Source organism: Stutzerimonas sp. KH-1, from assembly GCF_054483855.1.
In genome coordinates this window covers 3,337,081-3,360,847 of record NZ_CM137011.1, presented here as the reverse complement: position 1 = coordinate 3,360,847, position 23,767 = coordinate 3,337,081, and the positions used below count along the sequence as shown (strand labels likewise).

Genomic DNA, 23,767 nt, shown 5'->3' with positions numbered 1-23,767 from the left:
CAGGACTCCTTTTCTTGTGATATGCCGAACAGCATAGTCCGTCAGCGGTTATCGCTCGGCTTTCGATGGCATGCACGAACGAAGATTCCCGCGGTTGCGGGAACCTTCGTCGCGCTGTGGCGAGGTTTACTTGCGCTGGCTGATCTCCCGGTACCAGGCCGGATGGTGCTTGCGCGCCCAGGCCCGGCTGACGGTGCCGTAGAGCATCGCGCCCATCGACCCCTTGATCCAGATGGCGGCGTAGATGTGCACGATGATGCTGACGATCAGCACGAAGGCGGCAGCCGCATGCAGCAGGCTGGCCCAGCGCAGCGAGACGATGCCGAAGAAGCTGCTGAAGTATTCGCGCCAGATGACGATGCCGCTGAGCAGCAGCACCAGCATGCTGAGGATCAGCACCCAGAACAGCACCTTCTGCCCGGCGTTGTAGCGGCCGACTTCCGGCAGCTTTTCCTCGCGGTTGTGCACCACGTCGTTGATCTGCCTGAGCCACTGGCGGTCGCGCGCCTCGATGCGGTTGTGCCCGGCGAAACGGATCGCCAGCCAGAGGAAGAAGACGAACATCGCGACCCCGATGAAGGGGTGCAGGATGCGCGTCCAGGTGCCGCCGCCGAACAGCCCGGAGAGGCCGAACAGCGCCGGATGGAACAGTGCCAGGCCGGACAGCGCGGCGAGGACGAAGAGAATCGCGACGATCCAGTGGTTGGTCCGTTGCGAGGGGTTGTAGCGTTCGATCTCGTTGTTGTTCATCGTTGACTCCTTGAGCGAGCGGACACCGAAGGCGGCCCCGCGAACGGGGCCACGCCGTCAGGGTCGCGGCTCCTTGGGATCGACCACATGCACCGAAGGATCGACCTGGTGCACCACGGGCTCGCTGAGTTCGGCCTTGTCGTCCTCCTCGACGCGGATCGGGCCGACCCGCGTGTAGTGGAAGAAGCCGGCCAGCACCGCCGCGCCCATGCCCAGCAGCGCGAGGGGCTTGGTCACGCCCTTCCACAGGCTGACCAGCGGGCTGATGGTGGGCTCGTCCGGCAGGTCGTTGTACAACGAGGGCTGATCGGCATGGTGCAGCACGTACATCACGTGCGTACCGCCGACACCATCGGGGTCGTACAGGCCGGCCTGGTCGAAACCCCGCTCCTTGAGGTCGGCGATGCGCCCGGCGGCATGCTCCTTCATGTCCTCCTTGCTGCCGAAGACGATGGCGCCGGTGGGGCAGGTCTTCACGCAGGCCGGCTCCAGCCCGACCGACACACGGTCGGAACAGAGCGTGCACTTGTAGGCCTTCTTGTCCTTCTCGGAGATGCGCGGGATGTCGAACGGGCAACCGGTGATGCAGTAGCCGCAGCCGATGCAGTGGTCCTGGTTGAAGTCGACGATACCGTTGGCGTACTTCACGATCGCCCCCGGTGCCGGGCAGGCCTTGAGGCAGCCCGGGTCGGCGCAGTGCATGCAGCCGTCCTTGCGGATCAGCCATTCGAGGTTACCGTTGCCGGGGTTCTCGTACTCGGCGAACTTCATCACCGTCCAGGATTCGGCGGTGAGGTCGATCGGGTTGTCGTAGGTCCCGTGGCTGGTGCCGACTTCGTCGCGCAGCTCGTTCCATTCCGAACAGGCGACCTGGCAGGCCTTGCAGCCGATGCACTTGGAGGTGTCGATCAGTTTCGCCACTTCGCCGACCTCGCGGATCGACGGCCGCTCGGTGGTCGTGGCGGAGCGGGCAAACACGTCTTGAGTAGCCATCATGCCTTCTCCACGTTGACCAGAAACGACTTGAACTCCGGCGTCTGGGTGTTGGCGTCACCGACGAACGGCGTCAGCGTGTTGGTCAGGTAACCGTTGCGCGCCACGCCAGCGAAGCCCCAGTGCAGCGGGATGCCGATCTGGTGCACGGTCTTGCCATCCACCGTCAGCGGTTTGATGCGCTTGGTCACCACCGCCACCGCCTTGATATAGCCGCGGTTGGACGACACCTTGACCCGCTCGCCGGCGGCGATGCCGAGCTCCTTGGCCAGCACCTCGCCGATCTCGACGAACTGCTCGGGCTGGGTGATCGCGTTGAGCCGGCAGTGCTTGGTCCAGAAGTGGAAGTGCTCGGTGAGCCGGTAGGTGGTCGCCGCATAGGGGAATTCCTCCGCCGTGCCGAACAACTCCATGTCGTTCTTGAACACCCGCGCGGCGGGATTGCTGGTCGCCTGGCGGTTGTCCGGATGCAGCGGGTTGCGCCCGATCGGCGTCTCGAACGGCTCGTAGTGCTCGGGAAACGGCCCCTCGTTCATCTTGTCCACGGCGAACAGCCGCGCCACCCCTTCGGGGTTCATGATGAAGGGGTTCATGCCGGCTTCGGGCGGCGAGTCGACCTTGAAGTCCGGCACGTCGGTGCCGCCCCATTTGCTGCCATCCCACCAGACCAGGCGCTTCTTCTGCGGGTCCCACGGGTTGCCCGCAGGATCGGCCGAGGCACGGTTGTAGAGAATTCGCCGGTTGGCCGGCCAGGACCAAGCCCAACCAAGGGTCTGGCCCATGCCGTAGGGATCGGCGTTGTCACGCCGGGCCATCTGGTTGCCGGCCTGGGTCCAGGCGCCGCTGAAGATCCAGCAGCCACACGATGTGCTGCCATCGGCGCGCAGCAGGCCGAAGCCGGGCAACTGTTCGCCGGCCTTGGCCAGCAGCGCGCCGCTCTGCGGATCGAGCACATCGCCCAGCGCCTTGCCGTTGTACTCCTTTGCGATCTCCTCGGCGGAGGGCTCCTCGGGCTGGCGGTAGGACCAGTCGATGTTCAGCAGTGGCTCGGCGTAGGCGCCGCCTTCCTTGCGATACAGCTCACGCAGCCGGTGGAACAGTCCGCCCATGATCACCACGTCGGTCTTCGCCTGGCCTGGCGGCTCGGCTGCCTTCCAGTGCCACTGCAGCCAGCGCCCGCTGTTCACCAGCGAGCCATCCTCCTCGGCAAAACAGGTGGTCGGCAGGCGGAACACGGTGGTCTGGATGCTGGCGGTGTCGACGTCGTTGTATTCGCCGGCGTTGCGCCAGAACTCCGAGGTCTCGGTGGCCAGCGGGTCCATGACCACCAGGTACTTGAGCTTGGCCAGCGCCGCGCTGACCTTGGCCTTGTTGGGGAACGAGGCGATGGGGTTGAAGCCCTGGCAGAAATAGCCGTTGACCTGCCCCTGGTACATCATGTCGAACACCTTGAGCACGTCGTAGCCAGGAATATCCAGCTTCGGCAGCCAGTCGTAGCCCCAGTTGTTCTCCGCTGTGGCGCTCTTGCCATACCAGGCTTTCATCAGGCTGACGTGGAACTTCTCGTAGTGCTGCCAGTAGGACAGCTGCCCCGGGCGCAGCGGCTTGGCGGTGCGCTTGGCGATATAGGCGTTGTAGTCCTGCTCGGCCTCCAGCGGCAGGGTCAGGTAGCCAGGCAACAGGTTGGACAGCAGGCCCAGGTCGGTCAGGCCCTGGATGTTGGAATGCCCGCGCAGGGCGTTCATGCCGCCACCAGGCATGCCGATGTTGCCGAGCAGCAGTTGCACCATGGCGCCGGTACGGATCATCTGCGAGCCGACCGAGTGCTGCGTCCAGCCCAGGGCGTACATGATGGTCATGGCCTTGCCCGGTGCGGACGTCTCGGCGATGGTTTCCCAGACCTGGAGCATCCTGTCCTGCGGTGTACCACAGATGTTGCTGACCACCTCCGGGGTGTAGCGGCTGTAGTGCTGCTTGAGCAGGTTGTAGACGCAGCGCGGGTGAGTGAGGCTCTTGTCGACGCGGGCGAAGCCGTCCTCATCCAGCTCGTAGCTCCAGGTGGATTTGTCCGGGTAGCTGCGCTTCTCGGCGTCATAGCCGTTGAAAAGGCCATCCTCGAAGCCAAATCCTTCCTTCACGATGAACGCGACATCGGTGTAGTTGACCACGTACTCGTGCTGGATCTTGTCGTTTTCCAACAGGTAGTTGATCAGCCCGCCGAGGAAGGCGATGTCGGTACCGGTACGGATCGGCGCATACAGGTCCGCGACCGAGGCCGAGCGGGTGAAGCGTGGATCGACCACCACCAGCCGCGCCTTGTTGCGCGCCTTGGCTTCGGTGACCCATTTGAAGCCGCACGGGTGCGCTTCGGCGGCGTTGCCGCCCATGATCAGGACCAGGTCGGCGTTCTGGATATCGCTCCAGTGATTGGTCATGGCTCCACGGCCAAACGTCGGGGCAAGACTTGCCACCGTCGGGCCGTGTCAGACACGCGCCTGGTTATCGAACCCCAGAATGCCCAGTGAACGTACCACCTTGTGGGTGATGTAGCCGGCCTCGTTGGATGATGCCGAGGCGGCGAGGAAACCGGTGCTCAGCCAGCGGTTGACCGTCTGGCCCTTGTCGTTGCGCTCGATGAAGTTGGCGTCGCGGTCGTCCTTCATCAGCCGGGCGATACGGTCGAGGGCATCGCTCCACTCGATGCGCTTCCACTCGTTGCTGCCCGCTTCGCGGACTTCAGGATGTGTCAGGCGGTTGGGGCTGTGGACGAAGTCCAGCAGGCCGGCGCCTTTCGGGCAGAGCGTGCCGCGGTTGACCGGGTGATCGGAGTCGCCTTCGATGTGGATGATGTTCTGCGCGACGTTTTTGCCGCCGCTGCCCTGGCTGTAGAGGATCAGCCCGCAGCCGACGGAACAGTAGGGGCAGGTGTTGCGGGTTTCACGGGTGTTGGTCAGTTTGAAATGCCGGATCGACTCGGCATATGCCGTCGGTGGGGCCATGCCCAATGCCGCCATGCTCGACGCCCCAAGGCCCACACCGCAGACCTTGAAGAACTGTCGACGGTTCATGTCCATCGGTGTTCTCCTTCTCATCAGGCTGGAACGCCGATACTTTGCCGGCGTCTGCTTTAGCAGCTTAGCCAAGCTTTCAAGAAGTGAAGGATTAATGCTGCGCTTCGCTTGTGCCCGCAATCGCAAGGGTGTCGAGGATGGACCGGCTGGGCACTCAGGCGCCGGCCGGCATGGCGAGCTGGTTCTTCCATTCCCGTGGCGACTGCCCAGCTTGCGCCTTGAATGCACGTGACAGCGCCGCTTCGCTGCCGTAGCCGACCTCGGTGGCGATCACCTTCAGCGGTCGCCCTCGCTGCAGCGCCTTCTGTGCCAGACGCACGCGCCAGCCCTGCAGGTACTGGCCGGGCGTCTGCCCGAGCGTTTCGCGGAAGCTGGTGGCGAACACGCTGCGCGACATCCCCGCGACGCGGGCGAGCTCTTCGAGCGTCCAGTCCTGCGCCGGCGCTTCGTGCATCGCCACCAGCGCGTTGCGCAAACGCGGATGGGCGAGGCCGGAGAGCAGCCCGCCGCTGACCTCGTCGCTTTCCATCAGCTGACGCAGGATCTGGATCATCACCACTTCCACCAGACGCTCGATCAGCGCCATGCGCCCGCAGCGCTGTTCGAAGGCCTCCTCGAACAGCAGCGAGAGCACCGGCTCGGCACCCATGACCCCATCCAGCGGCAGGCAGACCAGATCGGCCAGCGCCGAGGCGATCGGGTTGGCACTGCCGCCCTCGAACGCCAGGTTTGCGCAGACCATGTCCACCTCGCAGCCCGGCGCGGTGATGAAGCGGTGCGTCAGCGGCCGCGGAAACAGCAGCAGGCTCGGTTGCGAGACCTGCAGCACCTCGCGCCCATAGCGGACTTCCACCTCGCCGCGGCGTATTAGGTGCAGTTGCCCGTGCACGCCATCGCTCTGCAGCGTGTTGATGCCACACAGCGGCCCGGCATTGAACACTTGGGCGTGCATCGGGAAGTGCGTCATCAACGCAGCGAGGCGATCGGACATGTAAGTACTCCTGATCAAGTTTTCCGGACTTTACGTCACCAACAGTTTTTTCTGGTGAGCAGAATAGCGCTTACCGGACAACACCGCTCCGGCAACTTCAGAAAACAGGAGTCACCGCCATGTCCATCGAGAAGATCCTCTACACCGCTACTGCCACCGCCACCGGCGGCCGCGAAGGTCGCGCCACATCGTCCGACCAGGCGCTCGACGTGCAGCTGTCCACGCCGCGTGAACTGGGCGGCGCCGGTGGTGCCGGGACCAACCCCGAGCAGCTGTTCGCTGCCGGATATTCGGCCTGCTTTCTCGGTGCCCTGAAGTTCGTCGCCGGCAAGCAGAAGGTCGCCCTGCCGGCCGATACCCGCATCACCGGCAAGGTCGGCATCGGCCAGATACCCACCGGTTTCGGCATCGAGGCCGAGCTGACCATCAGCGCCCCCGGCATCGCCCGCGACGTGCTGCAGGCGCTGGTCGAGCAGGCCCACGTGGTCTGCCCCTACTCCAACGCCACCCGCGGAAACATCGACGTCACGCTGATCCTCGCTGACTGAATCCAGACCCCCGTACCTACGAACAGGAGACCCACACCATGAACTCGATCACTCGCACCTTCGCCTTCTCGCTGTTGGCCATCGCGCTGCAACCCGCCTTCGCCGCCGAGGCCGCACAACCGGTGAAGCCCGGCAGCAGCGTAGTCGCCGCGCAGACCGCCAGCACCATCACCACCGCCGATGGCGTGCAGCTCTACTACAAGGACTGGGGCCGGAAGGATGGCCCGGTGGTTACCTTCAGCCACGGCTGGCCGCTGAGTTCCGACAGCTGGGAATCGCAGATGATGTTCCTCGCTTCGCAGGGCTATCGTGTGGTCGCTCATGACCGTCGCGGCCATGGCCGTTCCAGTCAGCCCTGGGAAGGCAACGACATGGACCACTACGCCGACGATCTGGCCGCGGTGATCGAGGCACTGGACCTGCAGGACGTGACCCTGGTCGGCTTCTCCACCGGTGGCGGCGAGGTGGCGCGCTACATCGGTCGCCACGGCACCGGGCGGGTGAAAAAGGCTGTGCTGGTCAGCGCCGTGCCGCCGATGATGCTGAAGACCGCAGATAACCCGGGTGGCCTGCCGCTGGAAGTCTTCGACGGCATCCGCAAGGCTTCGCTGGAAGACCGCGCGCAGCTGTATCTGGACCTGGCTTCCGGCCCGTTCTACGGCTTCAACCGCCCGGGCGCCAAGGTATCCCAGGGCTTGATCGACAACTGGCGGGCCCAGGGTATGCAGGCCGGGCACAAGAACACCTACGACTCCATCGCCGCCTTCTCGGCCACCGATTTCCGCGAGGATCTGAAGAAGTTCGATGTGCCGACGCTGGTGATCCACGGTGACGATGATCAGATCGTGCCGCTGGACAGCTCGGGCAAGGCATCCGCCGCGCTGATCGAGGGTGCGCAGCTGATCGTCTATCCCGGAGCCCCGCATGGCCTGACCGACACCCACAAGGAACGCTTTAACAACGATCTGCTGGCGTTCCTCAAGAAGTGATGTGTAGCAGCCTCGTCGAGCGGCTCGGAGCATCGCGCCGCTTGCCGCTCAGAAACGACAAACCCCGCCAGATGGCGGGGTTTGTTTTGCAGACTGCGTTAAGGCAGACCGGATTCTCTACACGACGCCGATCAGGCGTTCTGACGGATACCGGCGACCAGCCAGGGCTGGTTCTCGCCCTGCACACGCTCCATGCGCCAGCTTTCGCTGAAGGGCTCGCCCTGGTCGAAGCGCGAAGTCTTGGCCACGCCGCTGAAGGTCAGGGTGGCAGTGGTCTTCTCGGCGTTGTCGTCGACGCCGTCGAGCTGGATCTGCAGATCGTCGATGTAGGTCGACTGATAGGCATCACCGATCTCGGCGCGCTCCTGCTTGAGGAAACCCAGCAGCTGCGGGGTGACGAACTCGGCGATCTTGTCCATCTCGTTGGCATCCCAGTGCTGCTGCAGCGAGAGGAAGTGCTCGCGGGCCGCAGCGACGAAGCTCTGCTCGTTGAACCAGGCCGGGGCGTTGATCACCGGAGCGGCGGCGACCGGGGCGGCGCTGCCACCGAAGATGGACGTCGCCGGCTGCTGCGGCATCTCGCGCTGCATTGGCGCGTGACCGGCCATGGCTGGTTGCTGCTGGCGGCGTCGGGCGGCGAGGAAGCGGAACAGCAGGAACGCGATCAGGCCGAAGATCAGGATATCCATGAACTGGATGCCTTCGAAGCCATCGCCCATGAACATCGAGGCGAGCAGGCCGCCGGCGGCCAGACCGGCCAGCGGGCCGAGCCAGCGCGAGGCGCCGCTGGCGGCAGCGGGCGTCTGACGGCCAGCCTGATTCGGTGCGGCCTGGGTCTGCTGGGGCGCCTGGCGGGTCTGGTGGCTCGGTGCAGAGCCGAAGCTCTTGCCGCCGCCGAAGCGCTTGGCGTGGGCGTCCAGCGCGAAGGTCAGGCTGATACACAGCGCCATGAAAATGCTAAGCACACGTTGCATTGAGTGTTCCCGCTTGAATTAAGTGGAGGTACGCGCGCCATCCTGCCGAGCCGGGCAAGGGTTGGCGAGGGGCAGTATGTTACGAGCTTTTGCTTGCGACCGTTGGTCGCGTCCGGCCAGGCTGACCAAGAGTCGGCTGGCCCTGATCGGCGCGCGGAGCCCGGCGGCTCCGCGCGCACGGCAGGTCAACGCCAGTTGTACAGTTCCTTCTCGGAGATCTCGTGCATCGGCTTGACCTGCGCCTGGAAGGCTTTCATCGACGCCCAGATACGGCCGTTCAGCTCGCTCTGCGCGGCCAGCTCGCCGAGCACCAGCTCCGACTGCTCCTGCATGGCGCCGAGCACTTCGTCGGGGAAGCGCTTGAGCTCGACGCCCTGCTGCTTGAGCTGATCCAGCGCCAGTGCGTTGTTGTAGACGTAGTCATCCATCATGTCGCGGCTGGCGGCACGGGTCGCCTCGGTGAGGATGGCCTGCAGATCCTCGGGCAGGGTATCGAGCGCCTTCTGGTTGACCAGCAGCTCGAGCACCGCCTGCGGCTCCTGCCAGCCCGGGTAGTAGTAGTACTTCGCGGCCTTGTGCAGGCCGAAGGCGAGGTCGTTGTACGGGCTGACCCAGTCGGTGGCGTCGATGGCGCCGGTCTGCAGCGCGGTGAACACCTCGCCGCCAGGCAGGTTGACGGTGGTCGCACCGAGACGTGTCAGCACTTCGCCGCCGAGGCCCGGCATGCGGATCTTCAGCCCCTTGAGGTCGTCCAGCGAATTGATCTCCTTGTTGTACCAGCCGCCCATCTGCATGCCGGTGTTGCCGACCACCATCGGCTTCACGCCGAACGGGGCATAGGCCTCGTCCCAGAACTTCTGGCCTTCGCCCTTGCTCAGCCAGGCGTTCATCTCGATGGCCGACAGGCCGAACGGCACGGAGGTGAAGAACTGCGCGGTGGGCACCTTGCCCTTCCAGTAGTAGGCAGCGCCGTGGCCCAGTTCGGCGGTGCCGCGCGAAACGGCATCGAACACTTCCAGCGCCGGCACCAGTTCGCCGGCGGCGTAGACCTTGATGGTCAGGCGACCGTCACTCATCACCTTGACGCGCTCGGCCAGGCGTTCGGCGGCGGTGCCCAGGCCCGGGTAGTTCTTCGGCCAGGCGGTGACCATCTTCCAGGTGTAGGTTTTGGCGGGCTCGCTGGCGGCCTGCTGGCCGGTGGTTTCGACTTTCTTGTCGTCGTTGCAACCGGCGAGGCCGAGGGTGGCAAGCAAGGCAGCGGCAGCACCGAACAGATGGCGGCGTTTCATGGGTCGGTATCCTTGGAAGATTCTTCTTATAGGAGTGGCTGGTTGGTATGGCTGGTTGACGTTAGCGTCAAGCTCACAGGGCTTCAAGTTTCGCGTAGCTGAGCATCAGCCATTTGCTGCCCTCGTCCTCGAAATTCACCTGCACCCGCGCCTGGGCGCCGGCGCCTTCGAAGTTGAGGATGGTGCCTTCGCCGAACAGCGAATGGCGCACGCGTTGGCCGAGGTTGAACGGTGTTTCCGGCACGCCAGCGCCGTCGAACAGCGACGAGCCGCTCATGCTCTTGCCGCTGAACGAGCGCGTCACCGTGTTGTTCAGCCGCACTTCCTGCACCAGCGCCGGCGGAATCTCGCGGACGAAGCGCGAGACCTTGTTGTAGGTCTCGCTGCCGTACAGCCGGCGGGTCTCGGCATAGGTGATCACCAGCTGCTGCATGGCGCGGGTGATGCCGACGTAGGCCAGGCGGCGTTCCTCTTCCAGACGGCCGGATTCCTCCAGGCTCATCTTGTGCGGGAACAGGCCTTCTTCCATGCCGACCAGGAACACCAGCGGGAACTCCAGACCCTTGGCGCTGTGCAGGGTCATCAGCTGCACGCTGTCCTCGTGATCGCCGGCCTGCTGCTCGCCGGCCTCCAGCGAGGCGTGGTCGAGGAAGGCGGCCAGCGGCGACTGGACGTCGTCGTCCTCTTCGCTGTAGTTGTCGAAGGCGCGCGCGGCGGAGACCAGTTCCTCGAGGTTTTCCACCCGCGCCTGGGCCTTTTCGCCCTTCTCGTCGCGGTGGTAGGCGAGTAGCCCGGATTCCTCGATGACCAGCTGCGCCATGCTATGCAGCGGCAGTTTCTCGACCTTCAGCGCCAGGGTGTCGACCAGCTCGACGAAGCCGTTCAGCGCGCTGGCGGCGCGCCCGGACACCGCCTTGGTGCCGACCGCCTGGTGCAGCGCGGCCCACATCGACAGGCCCTGCTCACGCGCCAGCTGGCGCAGGCATTCAACGGTCTTCTCGCCGATGCCGCGGGCCGGCACGTTGATCACCCGTTCCAGTGCCGCGTCGTTGTCGCGGGTCTGGATCAGGCGCAGGTAGGCCATGGCGTTCTTGATCTCGGCACGCTCGAAGAAGCGCTGGCCGCCGTAGATGCGGTAGGGAATCTTCTCGCGCAGCAGCGCCTCTTCCAGCACCCGCGACTGGGCGTTGGAGCGGTAGAGGATGGCGATCTCGCTGCGGCTCATGCCGTCGCGGATGGCTTTCTCGATGCTTTCGACCACGTAACGCGCTTCGTCGTGCTCGTTGAATGCCGCGTACAGGCTGATTGGCTCGCCCTCGCAGCCGGAAGTCCAGAGCTCCTTGCCGAGACGACCCTGGTTGTTGGCAATCAGCGCGTTGGCGGCCTTGAGGATGCAGGCGGTGGAGCGGTAGTTCTGTTCCAGGCGGATGGTTTCGGCATCCGGGAAGTCGGCGCTGAACTGGTGCAGATTCTCGATGCGCGCGCCGCGCCAGCCATAGATCGACTGGTCGTCGTCGCCGACCACCATCAGGCTCTCGCCGCCCTTGGCCAGCAGTCGCAGCCAGGCGTACTGCACGGCGTTGGTGTCCTGGAACTCGTCCACCAGCACGTGGCGGAAGCGCCGCTGGTAGTGCTCGAGCAGGCCGGGGTGGTCGCGCCACAGATCCAGCGCACGCAGCAGCAGCTCGGAGAAGTCGATGACGCCGGCGCGGGCGCAGGCCTCTTCATAGGCTTCGTAGATCTTCAGCTGTGTGGCGAGGAACAGGTCGCCACCGGCCTGGATGTTGCGCGGGCGCAGGCCTTCGTCCTTCTGCGCATTGATCCACCACTGCGCCTGGCGCGCCGGCCAGCGCTGTTCGTCGAGGCCAAGCTCGCGGATCACCCGCTTGACCAAGCGCTGCTGGTCGTCGGAATCGAGAATCTGAAAATTCTCCGCCAGCTTCGCTTCCTGCCAGTGGGCACGCAGCAGGCGATGGGCCAGGCCATGGAAGGTGCCGACCCACATGCCCTGCGGGTTCACATGCAGCAGTTGCTCGATGCGCTGGCGCATCTCGGCGGCAGCCTTGTTGGTAAAGGTCACCGAAAGGATCGAGTGCAATGATGCGCGCTCGACCTGATGCAACCAGGCGATGCGATGCACCAGAACGCGAGTCTTGCCCGAGCCGGCGCCGGCCAATACCAGTTGCCGGCCAAGCGGTGCGGCCACGGCCTGGCGCTGGGCATCGTTGAGGGAATTCAGGAGAAGAGAGAGATCGTCATGCATCGCGGCATTCTATTGGAAATGCCTGCGCTGCGCTCGCCCTGTGGTCCGTTTGGCCGAGCGCCATGCATCGCGGCGGGAGCCTGCTTCGCCTTATGGCTTATGCCGGAACTCCGTTGGTCGGTGAGCACGGCCCACAGACCAATTTCCGATGCAGCATGTATGACGCGAGACTAGCAACGTGCCATTATCGGCCGTGTTTTGGTTCCGAGAGAGCCTGATTCGGGTGCAGTTATTACTAGAACAACAGACATGACCGATTCCATTCGAACCGCCTTCCCGGGGGCTGCGACCGCTGTTGCAGATGGGATGGCGCCCTCCGACCACATTGCCGAACGCACGCGTTTGCTCTATCTGGGGTCGCGTGTCCCGGCGCTGTTGCTGTTGCTCTCGACGCTGATCTGCGGCGTGGTGCTGTGGGAGGACAACGGCGGCATCGAACTCGGCGGCTGGATCGGCTGGATGCTCGCGCTGGGCCTGCTGTGGCTGCAGCAGGTCATGGCGTTCGGCAAGGCGAGCCCTGAGGGGCAGGCCGATGCGCACTGGCGCTGGCGGTTCTTTCTCGGCAGCAGCATATGTGCGGTCAGCCTCAGCTATGCAATGGTCGCGCTGATACCCGCCGATGCTTTCGCCACGCAGGCGCTGCTGTACGGTTTGATCGGTTCGGTCGTCGTCGCCGCCAGCGTCGCTTATGGCGTCTGCCTTCCTGCTTTCTTCTGTTTCGCAGTGCCCAGCCTGCTGCCGACCGGTTTGCTGTTGATGACCAGCGGCCATCCGTTGCAGCAAGGTTGGGGGCTGCTGGCGATGATCGTGCTGGCGACCTTGAGCCTGACCGCCTGGCAGATCAGTCGATTGATCACTGACAGTATCGAACAACGCCTGCACCGGCAGCGCCTGATCGAACGGCTGGAGAGGGCCGGTCGCGAGGCCGAGCTGCTCAATCGCCGGCTAGGGTCGGAGATCGAACAGCGTTGCCATGCCGAGCAGCAGCTGCGCAGCGCTTACGATGGCCTCGAGCTGCGTGTGGCCGAACGTACGGTGGAGCTTGCCCGGGCCGCGGAAGAACTCGGTGAAAGCGAAGCACGGCTCAATCTTGCGCTCGATGCCAGCGGCCTCGGTCTGTGGGATTGGGACCTGGCGAACAACCGGGTCCACCACTCCCGGCTGGAAGTGGTATTCGGTGTCGGCTTGCCCGATCGTCGCGATGAGCATGGCTCGCCGCTGCCGGACATCCATCCCGACGATCTGGAAGCCGTCCGTGCGACACTGATCGCCCATCTTAAGGGTGAAACCGAATTCTTTACCGTGGAGTATCGGGCGCTGCGCGCTGATGGCAGCGAACTCTGGCTCGAAGACCGCGGCCGGGTGATCCAGCGCGATGCCGGTGGGCGAGCGTTGCGCATGATCGGTACCCGCCGTGACATCAGCGAGCTGCGCAGCCAGGCCGAGCAGCAGCGCCTGGCGGCCACGGTGTTCGAAGCCGCCAGCGAAGGCATGGTGATCATGAACGCCCGCTACCGTGTGTTGGCGGTGAATGATGCCTGCTGCGCGCTATGCGGCTACGACCGCGAGGAGCTGATCGGTCACAGCGTGGCGCGAATCGCCGGCTCGCAGGAGAGCCAGCGGCAGTACCAGACCATGCGCGAAGCGCTGGAACTGCACGGTCACTGGCAGGGCGAGCTGATCGAGACCCGCAAGAGCGGTGAGGTCTACCCGCAGTGGGTGCAGTTGCGCGAGGTACGCGATGCCAACGACAGCGTCACCCATGTGGTTGCCTTCATCTCCGACCTCAGCGTGCGGCGCAAGATCGAGGAGCGCCTGCGCTACCTGACCCATTACGACGACCTCACCGGGCTGGCCAACCGCGGCCTGCTCAAGGAGCGTCTGCACGAGGCCTGCCAACGGGTGCGCCGCAATGGCCGCAACATGGCGGTGCTCTACATCGATCTGGACCGCTTCAAGCTGCTCAACGAAAGCCTGGGTCACGAGGCCGCCGACGCGCTGCTGCGCGAGATGTCGCGACGGATCACCCAGACCCTGGGCGAGGCCGACACCATTGCGCGGCTGTCCGGCGACGAGTTCGTCGTGCTGATCGACGCCTACGGCAGTCTCAGCAGCCTCGCGCATCTGGGCAGCCGGTTGCTGCAGCGCATCCGCAAGCCAGTGATCATCGACGAGCAGGAGCTGGTCATCAGCGCCTCGATCGGCGTCAGCCTGATGCCGGACAACAGCCGTGATGCGGAAGTGCTGCTGCGCCAGGCGAACATGGCCATGCAGCAGGCCAAGCACCTGGGCGGCAACACGCTGCAGTTCTTCACCGACCGTCCGCAGGCGTCGAGCATGCAGTACCTGCAGCTGGAGAATCAGCTGCGCAAGGCGCTGGATTTCGGCCAGCTGGAAGTGTTCTATCAGCCACGTCTGACGCTGGCCAACGATGCCCTGGATGCTGCCGAAGCGCTGGTGCGCTGGCGTCATCCCGAGCGCGGACTGGTCGCGCCGGCGCACTTCATCCCGCTGGCGGAAGAGACCGGTTTGATCATTCCGCTCGGTGAGTTCGTCTTGCGCGAGGCCTGCCGCCAGGCGCGCCAATGGCAGCTGCAGGGGCTGGCCGAGATCCGCGTCTCGGTGAACCTCTCGGTCAAGCAGTTGCGCCAGGGCAACTTCGTCAGCCTGGTGCGCCAGGTGCTGGAGGAAACCGGCCTGCCGGCGACCATGCTGGAGCTGGAACTGACCGAAAGCCAGTTGCTGGACGACATCGACAACGCCATCAGCATCAGCGAGCATCAGCGAGCAGCTGCGCGCGCTGGGCGTGCGACTGGCGATCGACGATTTTGGCACCGGCTTCTCGTCGCTGAGTTACCTCAAGCGCTTCCCGGTGGATTACGTGAAGATCGACCGCTCGTTCATCAGTGAGCTGGAGCATTCCAGTCAGGATGCGGCGATTACCCGGGCGATCATCGCCATGGTCCACAGTCTGGAACGCAAGGTGGTGGCCGAGGGCGTGGAAACCCAGGCGCAGATGGATTTCCTCAAGGCCAACCAATGCGACGAGATTCAGGGCTACCTGCTCAGCCCGCCGGTGCCGGCCGAGCAGTTCGCCGAGCTGCTGCGCTAGGCTGCGGCGTCGCAATGCGACGCCAGCTCCGCGCTCAACCGCGCGTGGTGCTGCCGTCCAGTTCGCGCATCAGCAGGGCGTAGCGCAGATCGACGTCTTCTGGTACCGGCAGGTACACCGTATGGCCGTCGCCCGGCGCCACCTCGATGGCTTCGCCGCGCTTGTTCTCCAGCCGCTCAAGACGCAGGTTGAGATTGCCCTGCGGCGTCATCAGCTCCAGCCGGTCGCCAACCGCGAAGCGGTTCTTCACCCTCACCTCGGCCAGCCCGTTGCGCCGCTCGCCGGTCAGCTCGCCGACGAACTGCTGGCGCTCGGAGAGCGAGAAGCCGCGTTCGTAGTTCTGGTATTCGTCATGCACGTGACGGCGCAGGAAACCTTCGGTGTAGCCGCGGTGGGCCAGCGATTCGAGGGTGTCCATCAGCGACCTGTCGAACGGTCGGCCGGCGAGGGCATCGTCGATGGCCTTGCGGTAGACCTGCGCGGTGCGTGCCACGTAGTAGTGGCTCTTGGTACGGCCTTCGATCTTCAGCGAATGCACGCCCATCTGCACCAGACGCTCGACGTGCTGCACGGCGCGCAGGTCCTTGGAGTTCATGATGTAGGTGCCGTGCTCGTCCTCGGTGGCCTCCATGAACTCGCCAGGACGCGAGACGTCCTCGAGCAGGAACACCTTGTCGGTGGGGGCCCCGACGCCCAGAGTCGGGTCGTCCTGCGCCGCGACCGGCTGTACGGCGATGGGCTCGTAGAGATGAACCGAGTTGCCCAGCTCATCCTCCTTCGCCTCGTGGGTCTTGTATTCCCAGCGGCAGGCGTTGGTGCAGGTGCCCTGGTTGGGGTCGCGCTTGTTGATGTAGCCGGACAGCAGGCAGCGGCCGGAATAGGCCATGCACAGCGCGCCGTGGACGAACACCTCCAGCTCCATGCCCGGCACCTGCTCGCGGATCTCGCCGATCTCCTCCAGCGATAGCTCGCGGGACAGGATCACGCGGCTGACGCCCTGGCTTTCCCAGAACTTCACCGTCGCCCAGTTCACCGCGTTGGCCTGCACCGAGAGGTGGATGGTCTGCTGCGGGAAGTGCTGGCGCACCAGCATGATCAGACCGGGATCGGACATGATCAGCGCGTCCGGTCCCATCGCCACCACCGGCTCCAGATCCTTGATGAAGGTCTTCAGCTTGGCGTTGTGCGGCGCGATGTTGACCACCACGTAGAACTGCTTGCCCAGCGCGTGGGCCTCGTCGATGCCGAGCTTGAGGTTGGCGTGGTCGAACTCGTTGTTGCGCACGCGCAGGCTGTAGCGCGGCTGCCCGGCATACACCGCATCGGCGCCGTAGGCGAAGGCGTAGCGCATGGATTTCAGCGTGCCGGCAGGCGACAGCAGCTCGGTGCGGTTGGGGGTGCTCATGGCGCGGAACTCGCAGGGGTATCGAAAGCGCGGCATTTTACTGCGCTTGCCCGGCGATTGCGCGTCGTCTTCGATGGTTGCAGAGAGGTGACGGCGCCCCGCGGGGCAGGGCGCCGGGCCGTCAGGCCGCGGATGCTTCCTTGAGCATCTCGTAGAGACGGTCCTTGAGCTGCAGCTTCTGCTTCTTCAGATTCTCCACCTCGCTGTCGGTGCCCGGCACGATGTGCGCTTCGATGTTCTTTACGTGCTGGTCGAGGTCGTTGTGCTCGTCGAACAGACGGGCAAAGGTCTTGTTTTCCGCCTTGAGACGAGTGATCAGGTCGCGGTACTCGGGAAACATGGCAACTCCTGCGTTGTGGATGAGCGGGTGAGCAGGTCAGTCGTAAACCGTGGCCTGCTTCTTGTCTCCATAGTCATCCTGCGCGGTGCCGGCGGTATTGATCGGTGTCATGCGTCCAGACAGCAAAACGCCGGGACGAGCCCGGCGTTTCGGTCCTGCACCTGGATCAGGCCGCGGCAATCACGTCGCCGTGATTCTCCGGCTCGATCAGCGCGCGGTGCAGCGCGGCGATGGCGGCGTCGTAGTCTTCCTCGTTGACCACGCACTGCATCTCCACCTGGCGGATCGACTGGTGGATCGCCTGGATGCTGATACCTGCCTCGGCCAGCGCGGCCACGGTCTTGGCCAGGATGCCCTTGACCTTGAGGTCCGAACCGATCGCCGAGACGATCGCCAGGTTATGTACGGTGACCTCGGCGGCCGGATACTTTTCCTCGATCAGGCGAGCGGCGCGGGTGATCAGCTTGCGCGAGCCGGAGGTGTAGTAGGTGATGCTGTTGGCGTCGGAATCCTTGTTCACCACATAGAGCTTGAGCTGCTTGAGCAACTTGCTGATTTCCATGTCGTGGCTGATGTCGCCGAGCATGTCCTGATCGAACACCTCGATGCCGAAGACGTCCTTGCGTCCGGCGATGATCTCCACGCAGGGCTTCTCGGACTTGTAGTCCTGGCTGATCAGCGTGCCGCCGTGCTCGGGCTCGAAGGCGTTCTTGATGCGCAGCTCGACGCCGGCACGGCGCAGGGTCTTGGCCGCGCGCGGATGGATCGCTTCCATGCCGAGGTTCGACAGCTGGTCGGCGACGTCGTAGTTGGTGCGACCGATGGTCACCACCTTGTCGGCACCGACCAGGTTCGGGTCGGCGGAGGAGAGGTGGAATTCCTTGTGGATGATCGCCTCGTGGGCACCGGTGGCGGCGGCGATCTGGGCGAAGGTGATCTCGCTGTAGCCGCGGTCGTAGGTGTTCATCAGGCCTTCGGCGCAATGCGTATAGCCGGTGGCGACCACCAATTCACGGTTGAGGTCGAAGCCGGCGAAGTGGCTGGCGATCATCTCCTCGAACGGCAGCGGCGCTTCCTGCTGCCAGCCGGTGAGGTCGGCCAGGCGCGCGTTGACGCCGCGCTGCTTGAGCGCCAGCACCGAGTTGAAGGCGCTGTGCGCTTCACCGAGGGAGGCGAGCATCTCGCGCACCTTCATCAGGTGCTCGGAGAGCTGGAAGTGCCCGTAGGCACAGAGCTTCTGCAGGCTGTGCATGCACTCGCTGGCATCGTCGATGCGCGAGTTGATGAACTGGTTGGCGGCGTGCAGCTCGTACTCGGAGCTGAACAGCTCGGCGTTCTTGCTCAGCATGCGCTGGCGCACGTGCTCCAGCGCCTCGCGCCAGGCGCCTTCGCTCTGGGCGTCGGCGAAGCGCTGATAGACGCCGGGTTCGCCGGTTTTCTTGTGTTCCAGCAGCAGGTTGGTCATGCCGCTGTAGGCCGAGACGACGAAGATGCGCTGGTACAGCGCTGCGCCTTCCCGGCGGCCGATGAAGATATTGTCGAGGACTTCCTCGAAGCGGCTCATCGACGTGCCGCCGATCTTTTCTACGGTATGCATCTTTTTATTGCGTCCGAATCTGGCAGGCCGTTGACGGGCCCGGCGCGGCTGGCGCACCTGTCGATCAACGAGCTGGAAGTGAGTTCATCCCTGGGCCAATAAGCGATCGGCCGAGCCGGGGGATCGGGCCCGTCATCAGACGCGCCCGATCGCCTCAGAGATACTGTTGCGGCTGAATGTCCAGCGGCTTGAAGTTCTCACGCTCGGCGACGAAGGCCGGGCGGGGTTTCTGCTCGCAGAACGGCGGCTGCACGGCATTATCCACGTGGTTGTAGACGTAGAACAGATTGCTCCGCGCGCTGGGTGTGATGTTGCCGTTGGAGCCGTGCATGGTGTTGCAATCGAAGAACACCACACTGCCGGCCGGGCCGGTGGCGCAGTCGATGCCGAAGCGGCTGGCCAGCTCGCTCAGGCTGTTCTGATCGGGCACGCCGAACTCCTGCTTGCGCAGGGATTTCTCGTAGTGGTTCTCCGGCGTGGCGCCAACGCAGCGCACGTAGTGCTTGTGCGAGCCGGGCATGAGCATCAGCGGGCCGTTGTGCGGCTCGTTGTCGGTCAACAGGATCGAGCAGGACAGGCAGCGCATGCGCGGCATGCCGTCCTCTACGTGCCAGGTCTCGAAGTCCGAGTGCCAGTAGAACTCCTTGCCGGTGAAGCCGGGCTTGAAGTTCATCCGCGATTGGTGCACGTACAGATCACCGCCGAGGATGAAGCGGGCGATGCCGGCAGTTCGTTCGTCGGCTGCTACACGGGCGAACAGGTGGTTGTCGCTGTGAATGTCGAACACCGAGCGGACCGCGCCGCTGTCGGGTTCCTTGATGGTCTTGCCGGAGCCGGCGACGGCCGGGTCCTGGCGCATGCGCTCGAGTTCGGCACGGAATACCGCGACTTCATCGGCGCTGAACAGATTGGGGATGACCAGGTAGCCGTCGCGTTCGAAACGTTCGATCAGCTCCGCCGCTATCGGCGCATTCTCCAGGTCGCTGCGGTAGACGACCGGATCCAGGCGTTCTTGCCAGCTGGGCTGGTCTTCCTGGCGCGAGGGATACAGGTCGGCTTGCATAGGGTTCACGCTTACCTCCTTTCTGGTGATGGTGGGGCGGCGCGGTGGCCGCCCCGGTAAACCGGTATCAGACGGTTTCGGCCTCCAGCGGATAGACGCCGCTCTCGTCATGCACTTCCTTGCCGTTGAGCGGCGGGTTGAAGACGCAGGCCATCTTCATGTCCTCGCTGCCGCCACGCAGCAGGTGCTCGTCGTGCTTGTCGAGGATGTACAGCGTGCCGGGTTCGATCTTGTAGATCTTGCCGTCGGCGATGGTCTCGACCTCACCGTTGCCGCTCATGCAGTACACCGACTCCAGGTGGTTCTGGTAGTGGATGTGCGTCTCGGTGCCGGCGTAGATGGTGGTGATATGGAACGAGAAGCCCATGTTGTCGTCCTTGAGCAGCATGCGTGTGCTGTCCCAGGTACCGGTCTTGCTGTGGACCTTGCGGTCGGTCTGCTCGCAGTCGGCGAGTTTTCTCACGATCATCTGCGGGTCCTCCTCAGGAAGCCTGGTTGGCGGTCTGCTCACCCATCACGGCGGCAAACGCCTTGTCGAGAATGGAAAGCGCACGGTCGATCTGCTCTTCGCTGATGATCAGCGGGCAGAGACACTTGACCACTTCGCTGTGGGCGCCGCTGGTCTCGACCACCAGGCCGTTGTCGAAGGCGTGACGGCAGACGGCCGAAGCGATGTCGCCATCCGGGCAGCTGATGCCGAGCATCATTCCGCGGCCCTTGAGGAACAGTGAATCCGGGCCGTGACGGCGGATGATGCGCTGCATGCCGTCGGCGATGCGCTTGCCCTTAGCCTTCACGCTGTTGGCGAACTCGTCGTTCTGCCAGAAGTGCTCGACGGCCGCGGCGGCGGTGACGAAAGCGTGGTTGTTGCCGCGGAAGGTGCCGTTGTGTTCGCCCGGCTTCCACTGGTCCAGCTCCTGGCGCAGCAGCACCATGGCGAACGGCAGGCCGTAGCCGGACAGCGACTTGGACAGCGTGACGATATCCGGCTGGATACCCATCTCCTCGAAGCTGAAGAAGGTGCCGGTGCGGCCGCAGCCGGCCTGGATGTCGTCGACGATCAGCAGCATCTCGTGCTTGCGGCAGAGCTTCTCGAGCTTGCGCATCCACTCGGCCGATGCGGTGTTCAGGCCGCCTTCGCCCTGGACCACCTCGACGATCACCGCGGCCGGCTTGTCGATACCGCTGGACGGGTCGGAGAGCAGCTTGTCCATCATGCCGATGGTGTTGGTCTTGTCGCCGAAGTAGTTGGCGTAGGGCATGCGGCTGACATCGGTGAGGCTGATGCCGGAGCCGCCGCGATGATGCTGGTTGCCGGTGGCGGCCAGCGCGCCGATGCTGCAGCCGTGGAAGCCGTTGGTGAAGCTGATGATGTTGTTGCGCCCGGTAACCTTGCGCGCCAGCTTCATCGCCGCCTCGACCGCGTTGGTGCCGGTCGGACCGGTGAACTGCATGCGGTAGTCACCCATGCCGCGCGGCTCGAGGATCAGGCGATTGAAGGTTTCGAGGAAACGCTCCTTGGCCGCGGTGTACATGTCCAGGCCGTGGGTGATGCCGTCACTCTCGATGTAGTCGAGCAGCGCCTGCTTGAGCACCGGGTGGTTGTGCCCGTAGTTGAGCGTGCCGGCACCGGCGAGGAAGTCGATGTAGCGCTTGCCGTCCTGAGTGACCAGTTCGGCGCCCTGGGCCTGATTGAAGACCACGGGGAAGGAACGGCAGTAGCTGCGAACCTTGGATTCGTTCAGTTCGAAAGTTTTCATGCGTGCTCCTTGAGCTCTTCTTCTAGATGGGAAACGGTGAACGGGCCGGCGCGGTAGAGCACCTCGTCCTCGTGCTGTCCGGCGAAATGCTCGGCGCGCGAGAACAGCGTGCGCGTGGTGCAGTCGGCACCCAGCTTGTCGAAGGCCCGCTTGAACAGCGCCTGGGACGCCGCGTTGTCCGGGGAGATGGTGGTTTCCATGTAGCGCACGCCGTGCTCACGGGCGACCCGTTCGGTCAGCGCCAGCAGCATGCGCAGGGCCAGCCCCTGGCCGCGCATCGAACTGTCGACGGCGACCTGCCAGACGAACAATGTGTCCGGCCGCGAAGGAGGGCGATAACCCGAAATGAAACCGACCAGCTCGCCTTGGGCGTTCTCTGCGGCGATGGCGGTGTCAGCGAAGTCGGAACACTGCAGCAGGTTGCAGTAGACCGAATTGGTATCGAGGGGCTGGCAGCGCGCCACCAGCTGATGCAGGTTGTAACCGTCGCCGTCGGTTGGGCGACGGAGCATTACGGTGGGGAAACTCAAAACAATGCCTTTGGGGTTGTTGATTGAATTCCTTTTTAGGGTAGGCATATCTTGGAAAGTTTCTCAACCCATGTTTCCTGATATGCGAAGTGCGGCGACGCCTATATACCGCCAGAGCCCGCGTTGTTCCTGCGCCGACGCAGCGGATGTTTCAGTCTGTTTCGGTCTCGACAACTGTCGAGCGAAAGGCGAACTGCGTGGAAGTTTGCGGAGTGGCTCGGGAAGTTGGACGTAGGCCTGCCGCAGAAGTTCGCCTGAATCCTCATTCTGTCGGCTGCAGGCCTTGCAGTTGCTGGCTTTTGCTGTGATCTACGGTGTCCGGATTTGGCGCAGGCGGCGAAAGGCCGATTGATCTGCGCCGGTCGCGGAGTGTGTCCGGTGGATGCGCTGGTTGAACTAGCCGAGAAGGCCCTAGATATAAGGGGCGGCTCGCTGATTATATGTCGCTGATATGACCGGAATATGTAGGCGAATCATGGCCTGCTCTGGGTTAGTTGATTGCACTAGTTCAGCCGGCCATGTTCAGCGATTGTGAAAAGTCCGCCGATCCGCTCTATCACGCGTTATTCGGCGGCTGCGGCGAAGTTCGGATTAGTTCTTCTGGGTGCCTCATTGCCACCAGCGATGGCCCTGGCGCTCGATGAACTGGTGCGCCTGCTCCGGGCCATCCTCGCCGGCGGCGTAAGGCCGTGGTTTGCGGTAGTAGCTGCTCCAGCCGCGCAGGATCGGGTCGACCCAGTTCCAGGCCGCTTCCACCTCGTCACGGCGCATGAACAGCGTCGAATCGCCTTCGATGACATCCAGCAGCAGACGCTCGTAGGCCTCCCAGCGGCGGGTGCTGCTGAAGGCATGGGCCAGGTTGAGGTCCAGTTCCACCGGCTCGAGCTGCATGCCCTTGCCGGGTGCCTTGGCCATCAGCTGCAGGCTGATGCTCTCCTCCGGCTGCAAGCTGATGATCAGGCGGTTGACCTCGCCCTTGGCGAACAGCAGGTGCGGCACCTGCTTGAAAGTGATGATGATCTCCGAGCGCTTGCGCGCCATGCGCTTGCCGGTGCGCAGGTAGAAGGGCACGCCGGCCCAGCGCCAGTTGTCGATCTCGGCCTTCACCGCGACGAAGGTTTCGGTGTCGCTGTCGTTGTCGATGTTCGGCTCGAAGTAGTAGGCCGGCACGTCGTGGCCGCCGATGCGCCCGGCGCCGTACTGGCCGCGTACGGTCTTGTCCAGCACGTCGTTGCCGGTGATCGGCTTGAGCGCTTCGAGCACCTTCACCTTCTCGCCGCGGATGTGCTTGGCGTCGAAACGCACCGGCGCCTCCATCGCCACCAGGCAGAGCAGCTGCAGGAGGTGGTTCTGCAGCATGTCGCGCATGGCGCCGGCGTTGTCGTAGTAGCCGCCGCGGTTTTCCACGCCGAGGGTTTCGGCCACGGTGATCTGCACGTGGTCGATATGCCCGGCGCGCCAGATCGGCTCGAACAGCGCGTTGGCGAAGCGCAGCGCCATGAGGTTCTGCACCGTTTCCTTGCCCAGATAATGGTCGATCCGGTAGATGCGCGCTTCGGGGAATACCGAGCCGATCGCCTCGTTGATTTCCAGTGCCGAATCCAGCGAATGGCCGATGGGTTTTTCCAGCACGATGCGCGCATCGTCACCGGCCAGCCCGGCACTTTCCAGGTTGGCGGCGATGGGCTCGAACAGATCCGGCGCGGTGGCCAGGTAGTAGACCCGCACGCGGCCATCGGCCCGGCCGAGATACTGGGCCAGACGCGCATATTCGCTGCGCTGGGAGGCGTCCATCGCGAAATAGTCGAGGCGCTGGGCGAAGGCTTGCCAGGTCTCGGGGTTGAAGTCGCTGCGCGCGACCTGGGCGCGGCAATGGCGCTCGGCGAGGGCCAGGTAGCCGTCACGGTCGAGCTTCTTGCGCGCCAGGGCGAGAATGCGCACGTCGGCATGCAGGCGGCCGTCGCGATGCAGGTGATACAACGCCGGCAGCAGCTTGTGCAGCGTCAGGTCACCGGTCCCGCCGAACACGAGCATGTCACAGGTAATCGACATCGAATCTCTCCCAGGGGCAAAAAATGGGCGTCATGGCGAG

At 64.3% G+C, this 23,767-nt stretch carries 17 protein-coding genes and 1 pseudogene; 3 read left to right on the top strand and 15 right to left on the bottom strand.

The window, feature by feature from the left end; all coding sequences use genetic code 11:
• Positions 1-126 precede the first annotated feature (126 nt).
• From ACX1DW_RS16205 to ACX1DW_RS16190, 4 genes are all read right to left on the bottom strand, one after another.
• Complete coding sequence (locus tag ACX1DW_RS16205; RefSeq protein ID WP_102839300.1) at positions 127-750, bottom strand: formate dehydrogenase subunit gamma; 624 nt, start codon at positions 748-750, stop codon at positions 127-129.
• Positions 751-807: 57 nt separating this feature from the next.
• A complete protein-coding gene (gene fdxH / locus ACX1DW_RS16200) occupies positions 808-1,743 on the bottom strand; it encodes a formate dehydrogenase subunit beta (protein WP_458993412.1) in 936 nt (311 codons plus the stop codon).
• A complete protein-coding gene (gene fdnG, locus ACX1DW_RS16195) occupies positions 1,743-4,817 on the bottom strand; it encodes a formate dehydrogenase-N subunit alpha (RefSeq protein WP_458991895.1) in 3,075 nt (1,024 codons plus the stop codon). Before fdnG ends, fdxH begins: the two co-directional genes overlap by 1 nt.
• A gap of 151 nt (positions 4,818-4,968) precedes the next feature.
• Positions 4,969-5,805 (bottom strand): AraC family transcriptional regulator, encoded by an 837-nt coding sequence (locus ACX1DW_RS16190; RefSeq protein WP_156244774.1) that lies wholly within the window; start codon positions 5,803-5,805, stop codon positions 4,969-4,971.
• A gap of 119 nt (positions 5,806-5,924) precedes the next feature.
• Here ACX1DW_RS16190 and ACX1DW_RS16185 point away from each other — a divergent pair, with 119 nt between their 5' ends.
• Positions 5,925-6,353, top strand: coding sequence for an organic hydroperoxide resistance protein (locus ACX1DW_RS16185; RefSeq protein ID WP_011911415.1), 429 nt, complete (start codon positions 5,925-5,927; stop codon positions 6,351-6,353).
• A gap of 38 nt (positions 6,354-6,391) precedes the next feature.
• Positions 6,392-7,342, top strand: coding sequence for an alpha/beta fold hydrolase (locus ACX1DW_RS16180; protein ID WP_458991894.1), 951 nt, complete (start codon positions 6,392-6,394; stop codon positions 7,340-7,342).
• 131 nt (positions 7,343-7,473) lie between these two features.
• Here the strand turns inward: ACX1DW_RS16180 and ACX1DW_RS16175 are convergent, their stop codons facing one another.
• From ACX1DW_RS16175 to uvrD, 3 genes are all read right to left on the bottom strand, one after another.
• Complete coding sequence (locus tag ACX1DW_RS16175; RefSeq protein WP_152480654.1) at positions 7,474-8,316, bottom strand: Tim44 domain-containing protein; 843 nt, start codon at positions 8,314-8,316, stop codon at positions 7,474-7,476.
• 185 nt (positions 8,317-8,501) lie between these two features.
• Positions 8,502-9,605: a TRAP transporter substrate-binding protein gene (locus tag ACX1DW_RS16170; RefSeq protein WP_041755207.1), complete on the bottom strand. Its 1,104-nt coding sequence runs from the start codon at positions 9,603-9,605 to the stop codon at positions 8,502-8,504.
• 73 nt (positions 9,606-9,678) lie between these two features.
• A complete protein-coding gene (uvrD, locus tag ACX1DW_RS16165) occupies positions 9,679-11,868 on the bottom strand; it encodes a DNA helicase II (RefSeq protein WP_458991893.1) in 2,190 nt (729 codons plus the stop codon).
• A gap of 249 nt (positions 11,869-12,117) precedes the next feature.
• Here uvrD and ACX1DW_RS16160 point away from each other — a divergent pair.
• Positions 12,118-14,980 (top strand): annotated as a pseudogene (locus ACX1DW_RS16160) (putative bifunctional diguanylate cyclase/phosphodiesterase).
• A gap of 34 nt (positions 14,981-15,014) precedes the next feature.
• Here the strand turns inward: ACX1DW_RS16160 and trhP are convergent.
• The 8 genes from trhP to zwf all read right to left on the bottom strand — a co-directional run bounded on the left by trhP (position 15,015) and on the right by zwf (position 23,727).
• Complete coding sequence (gene trhP / locus ACX1DW_RS16155; protein WP_458991892.1) at positions 15,015-16,385, bottom strand: prephenate-dependent tRNA uridine(34) hydroxylase TrhP; 1,371 nt, start codon at positions 16,383-16,385, stop codon at positions 15,015-15,017.
• 121 nt (positions 16,386-16,506) lie between these two features.
• Positions 16,507-16,725: a YdcH family protein gene (locus tag ACX1DW_RS16150; protein ID WP_095461209.1), complete on the bottom strand. Its 219-nt coding sequence runs from the start codon at positions 16,723-16,725 to the stop codon at positions 16,507-16,509.
• 166 nt (positions 16,726-16,891) lie between these two features.
• Positions 16,892-18,322, bottom strand: a complete 1,431-nt coding sequence (locus tag ACX1DW_RS16145; RefSeq protein ID WP_063541232.1) for an aspartate kinase — start codon at positions 18,320-18,322, stop codon at positions 16,892-16,894.
• A 154-nt stretch (positions 18,323-18,476) separates the two neighbouring features.
• Positions 18,477-19,385: an ectoine hydroxylase gene (gene thpD, locus ACX1DW_RS16140; protein ID WP_063541231.1), complete on the bottom strand. Its 909-nt coding sequence runs from the start codon at positions 19,383-19,385 to the stop codon at positions 18,477-18,479.
• A 67-nt stretch (positions 19,386-19,452) separates the two neighbouring features.
• Positions 19,453-19,854: an ectoine synthase gene (locus tag ACX1DW_RS16135; protein WP_063541230.1), complete on the bottom strand. Its 402-nt coding sequence runs from the start codon at positions 19,852-19,854 to the stop codon at positions 19,453-19,455.
• Between the two features lie 13 nt (positions 19,855-19,867).
• On the bottom strand, positions 19,868-21,145 hold the full coding sequence (gene ectB / locus ACX1DW_RS16130; RefSeq protein WP_063541229.1) for a diaminobutyrate--2-oxoglutarate transaminase: 1,278 nt from the start codon (positions 21,143-21,145) through the stop codon (positions 19,868-19,870).
• On the bottom strand, positions 21,142-21,657 hold the full coding sequence (ectA, locus tag ACX1DW_RS16125; protein WP_110778446.1) for a diaminobutyrate acetyltransferase: 516 nt from the start codon (positions 21,655-21,657) through the stop codon (positions 21,142-21,144). Before ectA ends, ectB begins: the two co-directional genes overlap by 4 nt.
• 627 nt (positions 21,658-22,284) lie before the next feature.
• The gene (zwf, locus tag ACX1DW_RS16120) at positions 22,285-23,727 is read right to left on the bottom strand and encodes a glucose-6-phosphate dehydrogenase (protein ID WP_458991891.1); all 1,443 of its coding nucleotides are present in this window, start codon (positions 23,725-23,727) and stop codon (positions 22,285-22,287) included.
• Positions 23,728-23,767 lie beyond the last annotated feature (40 nt).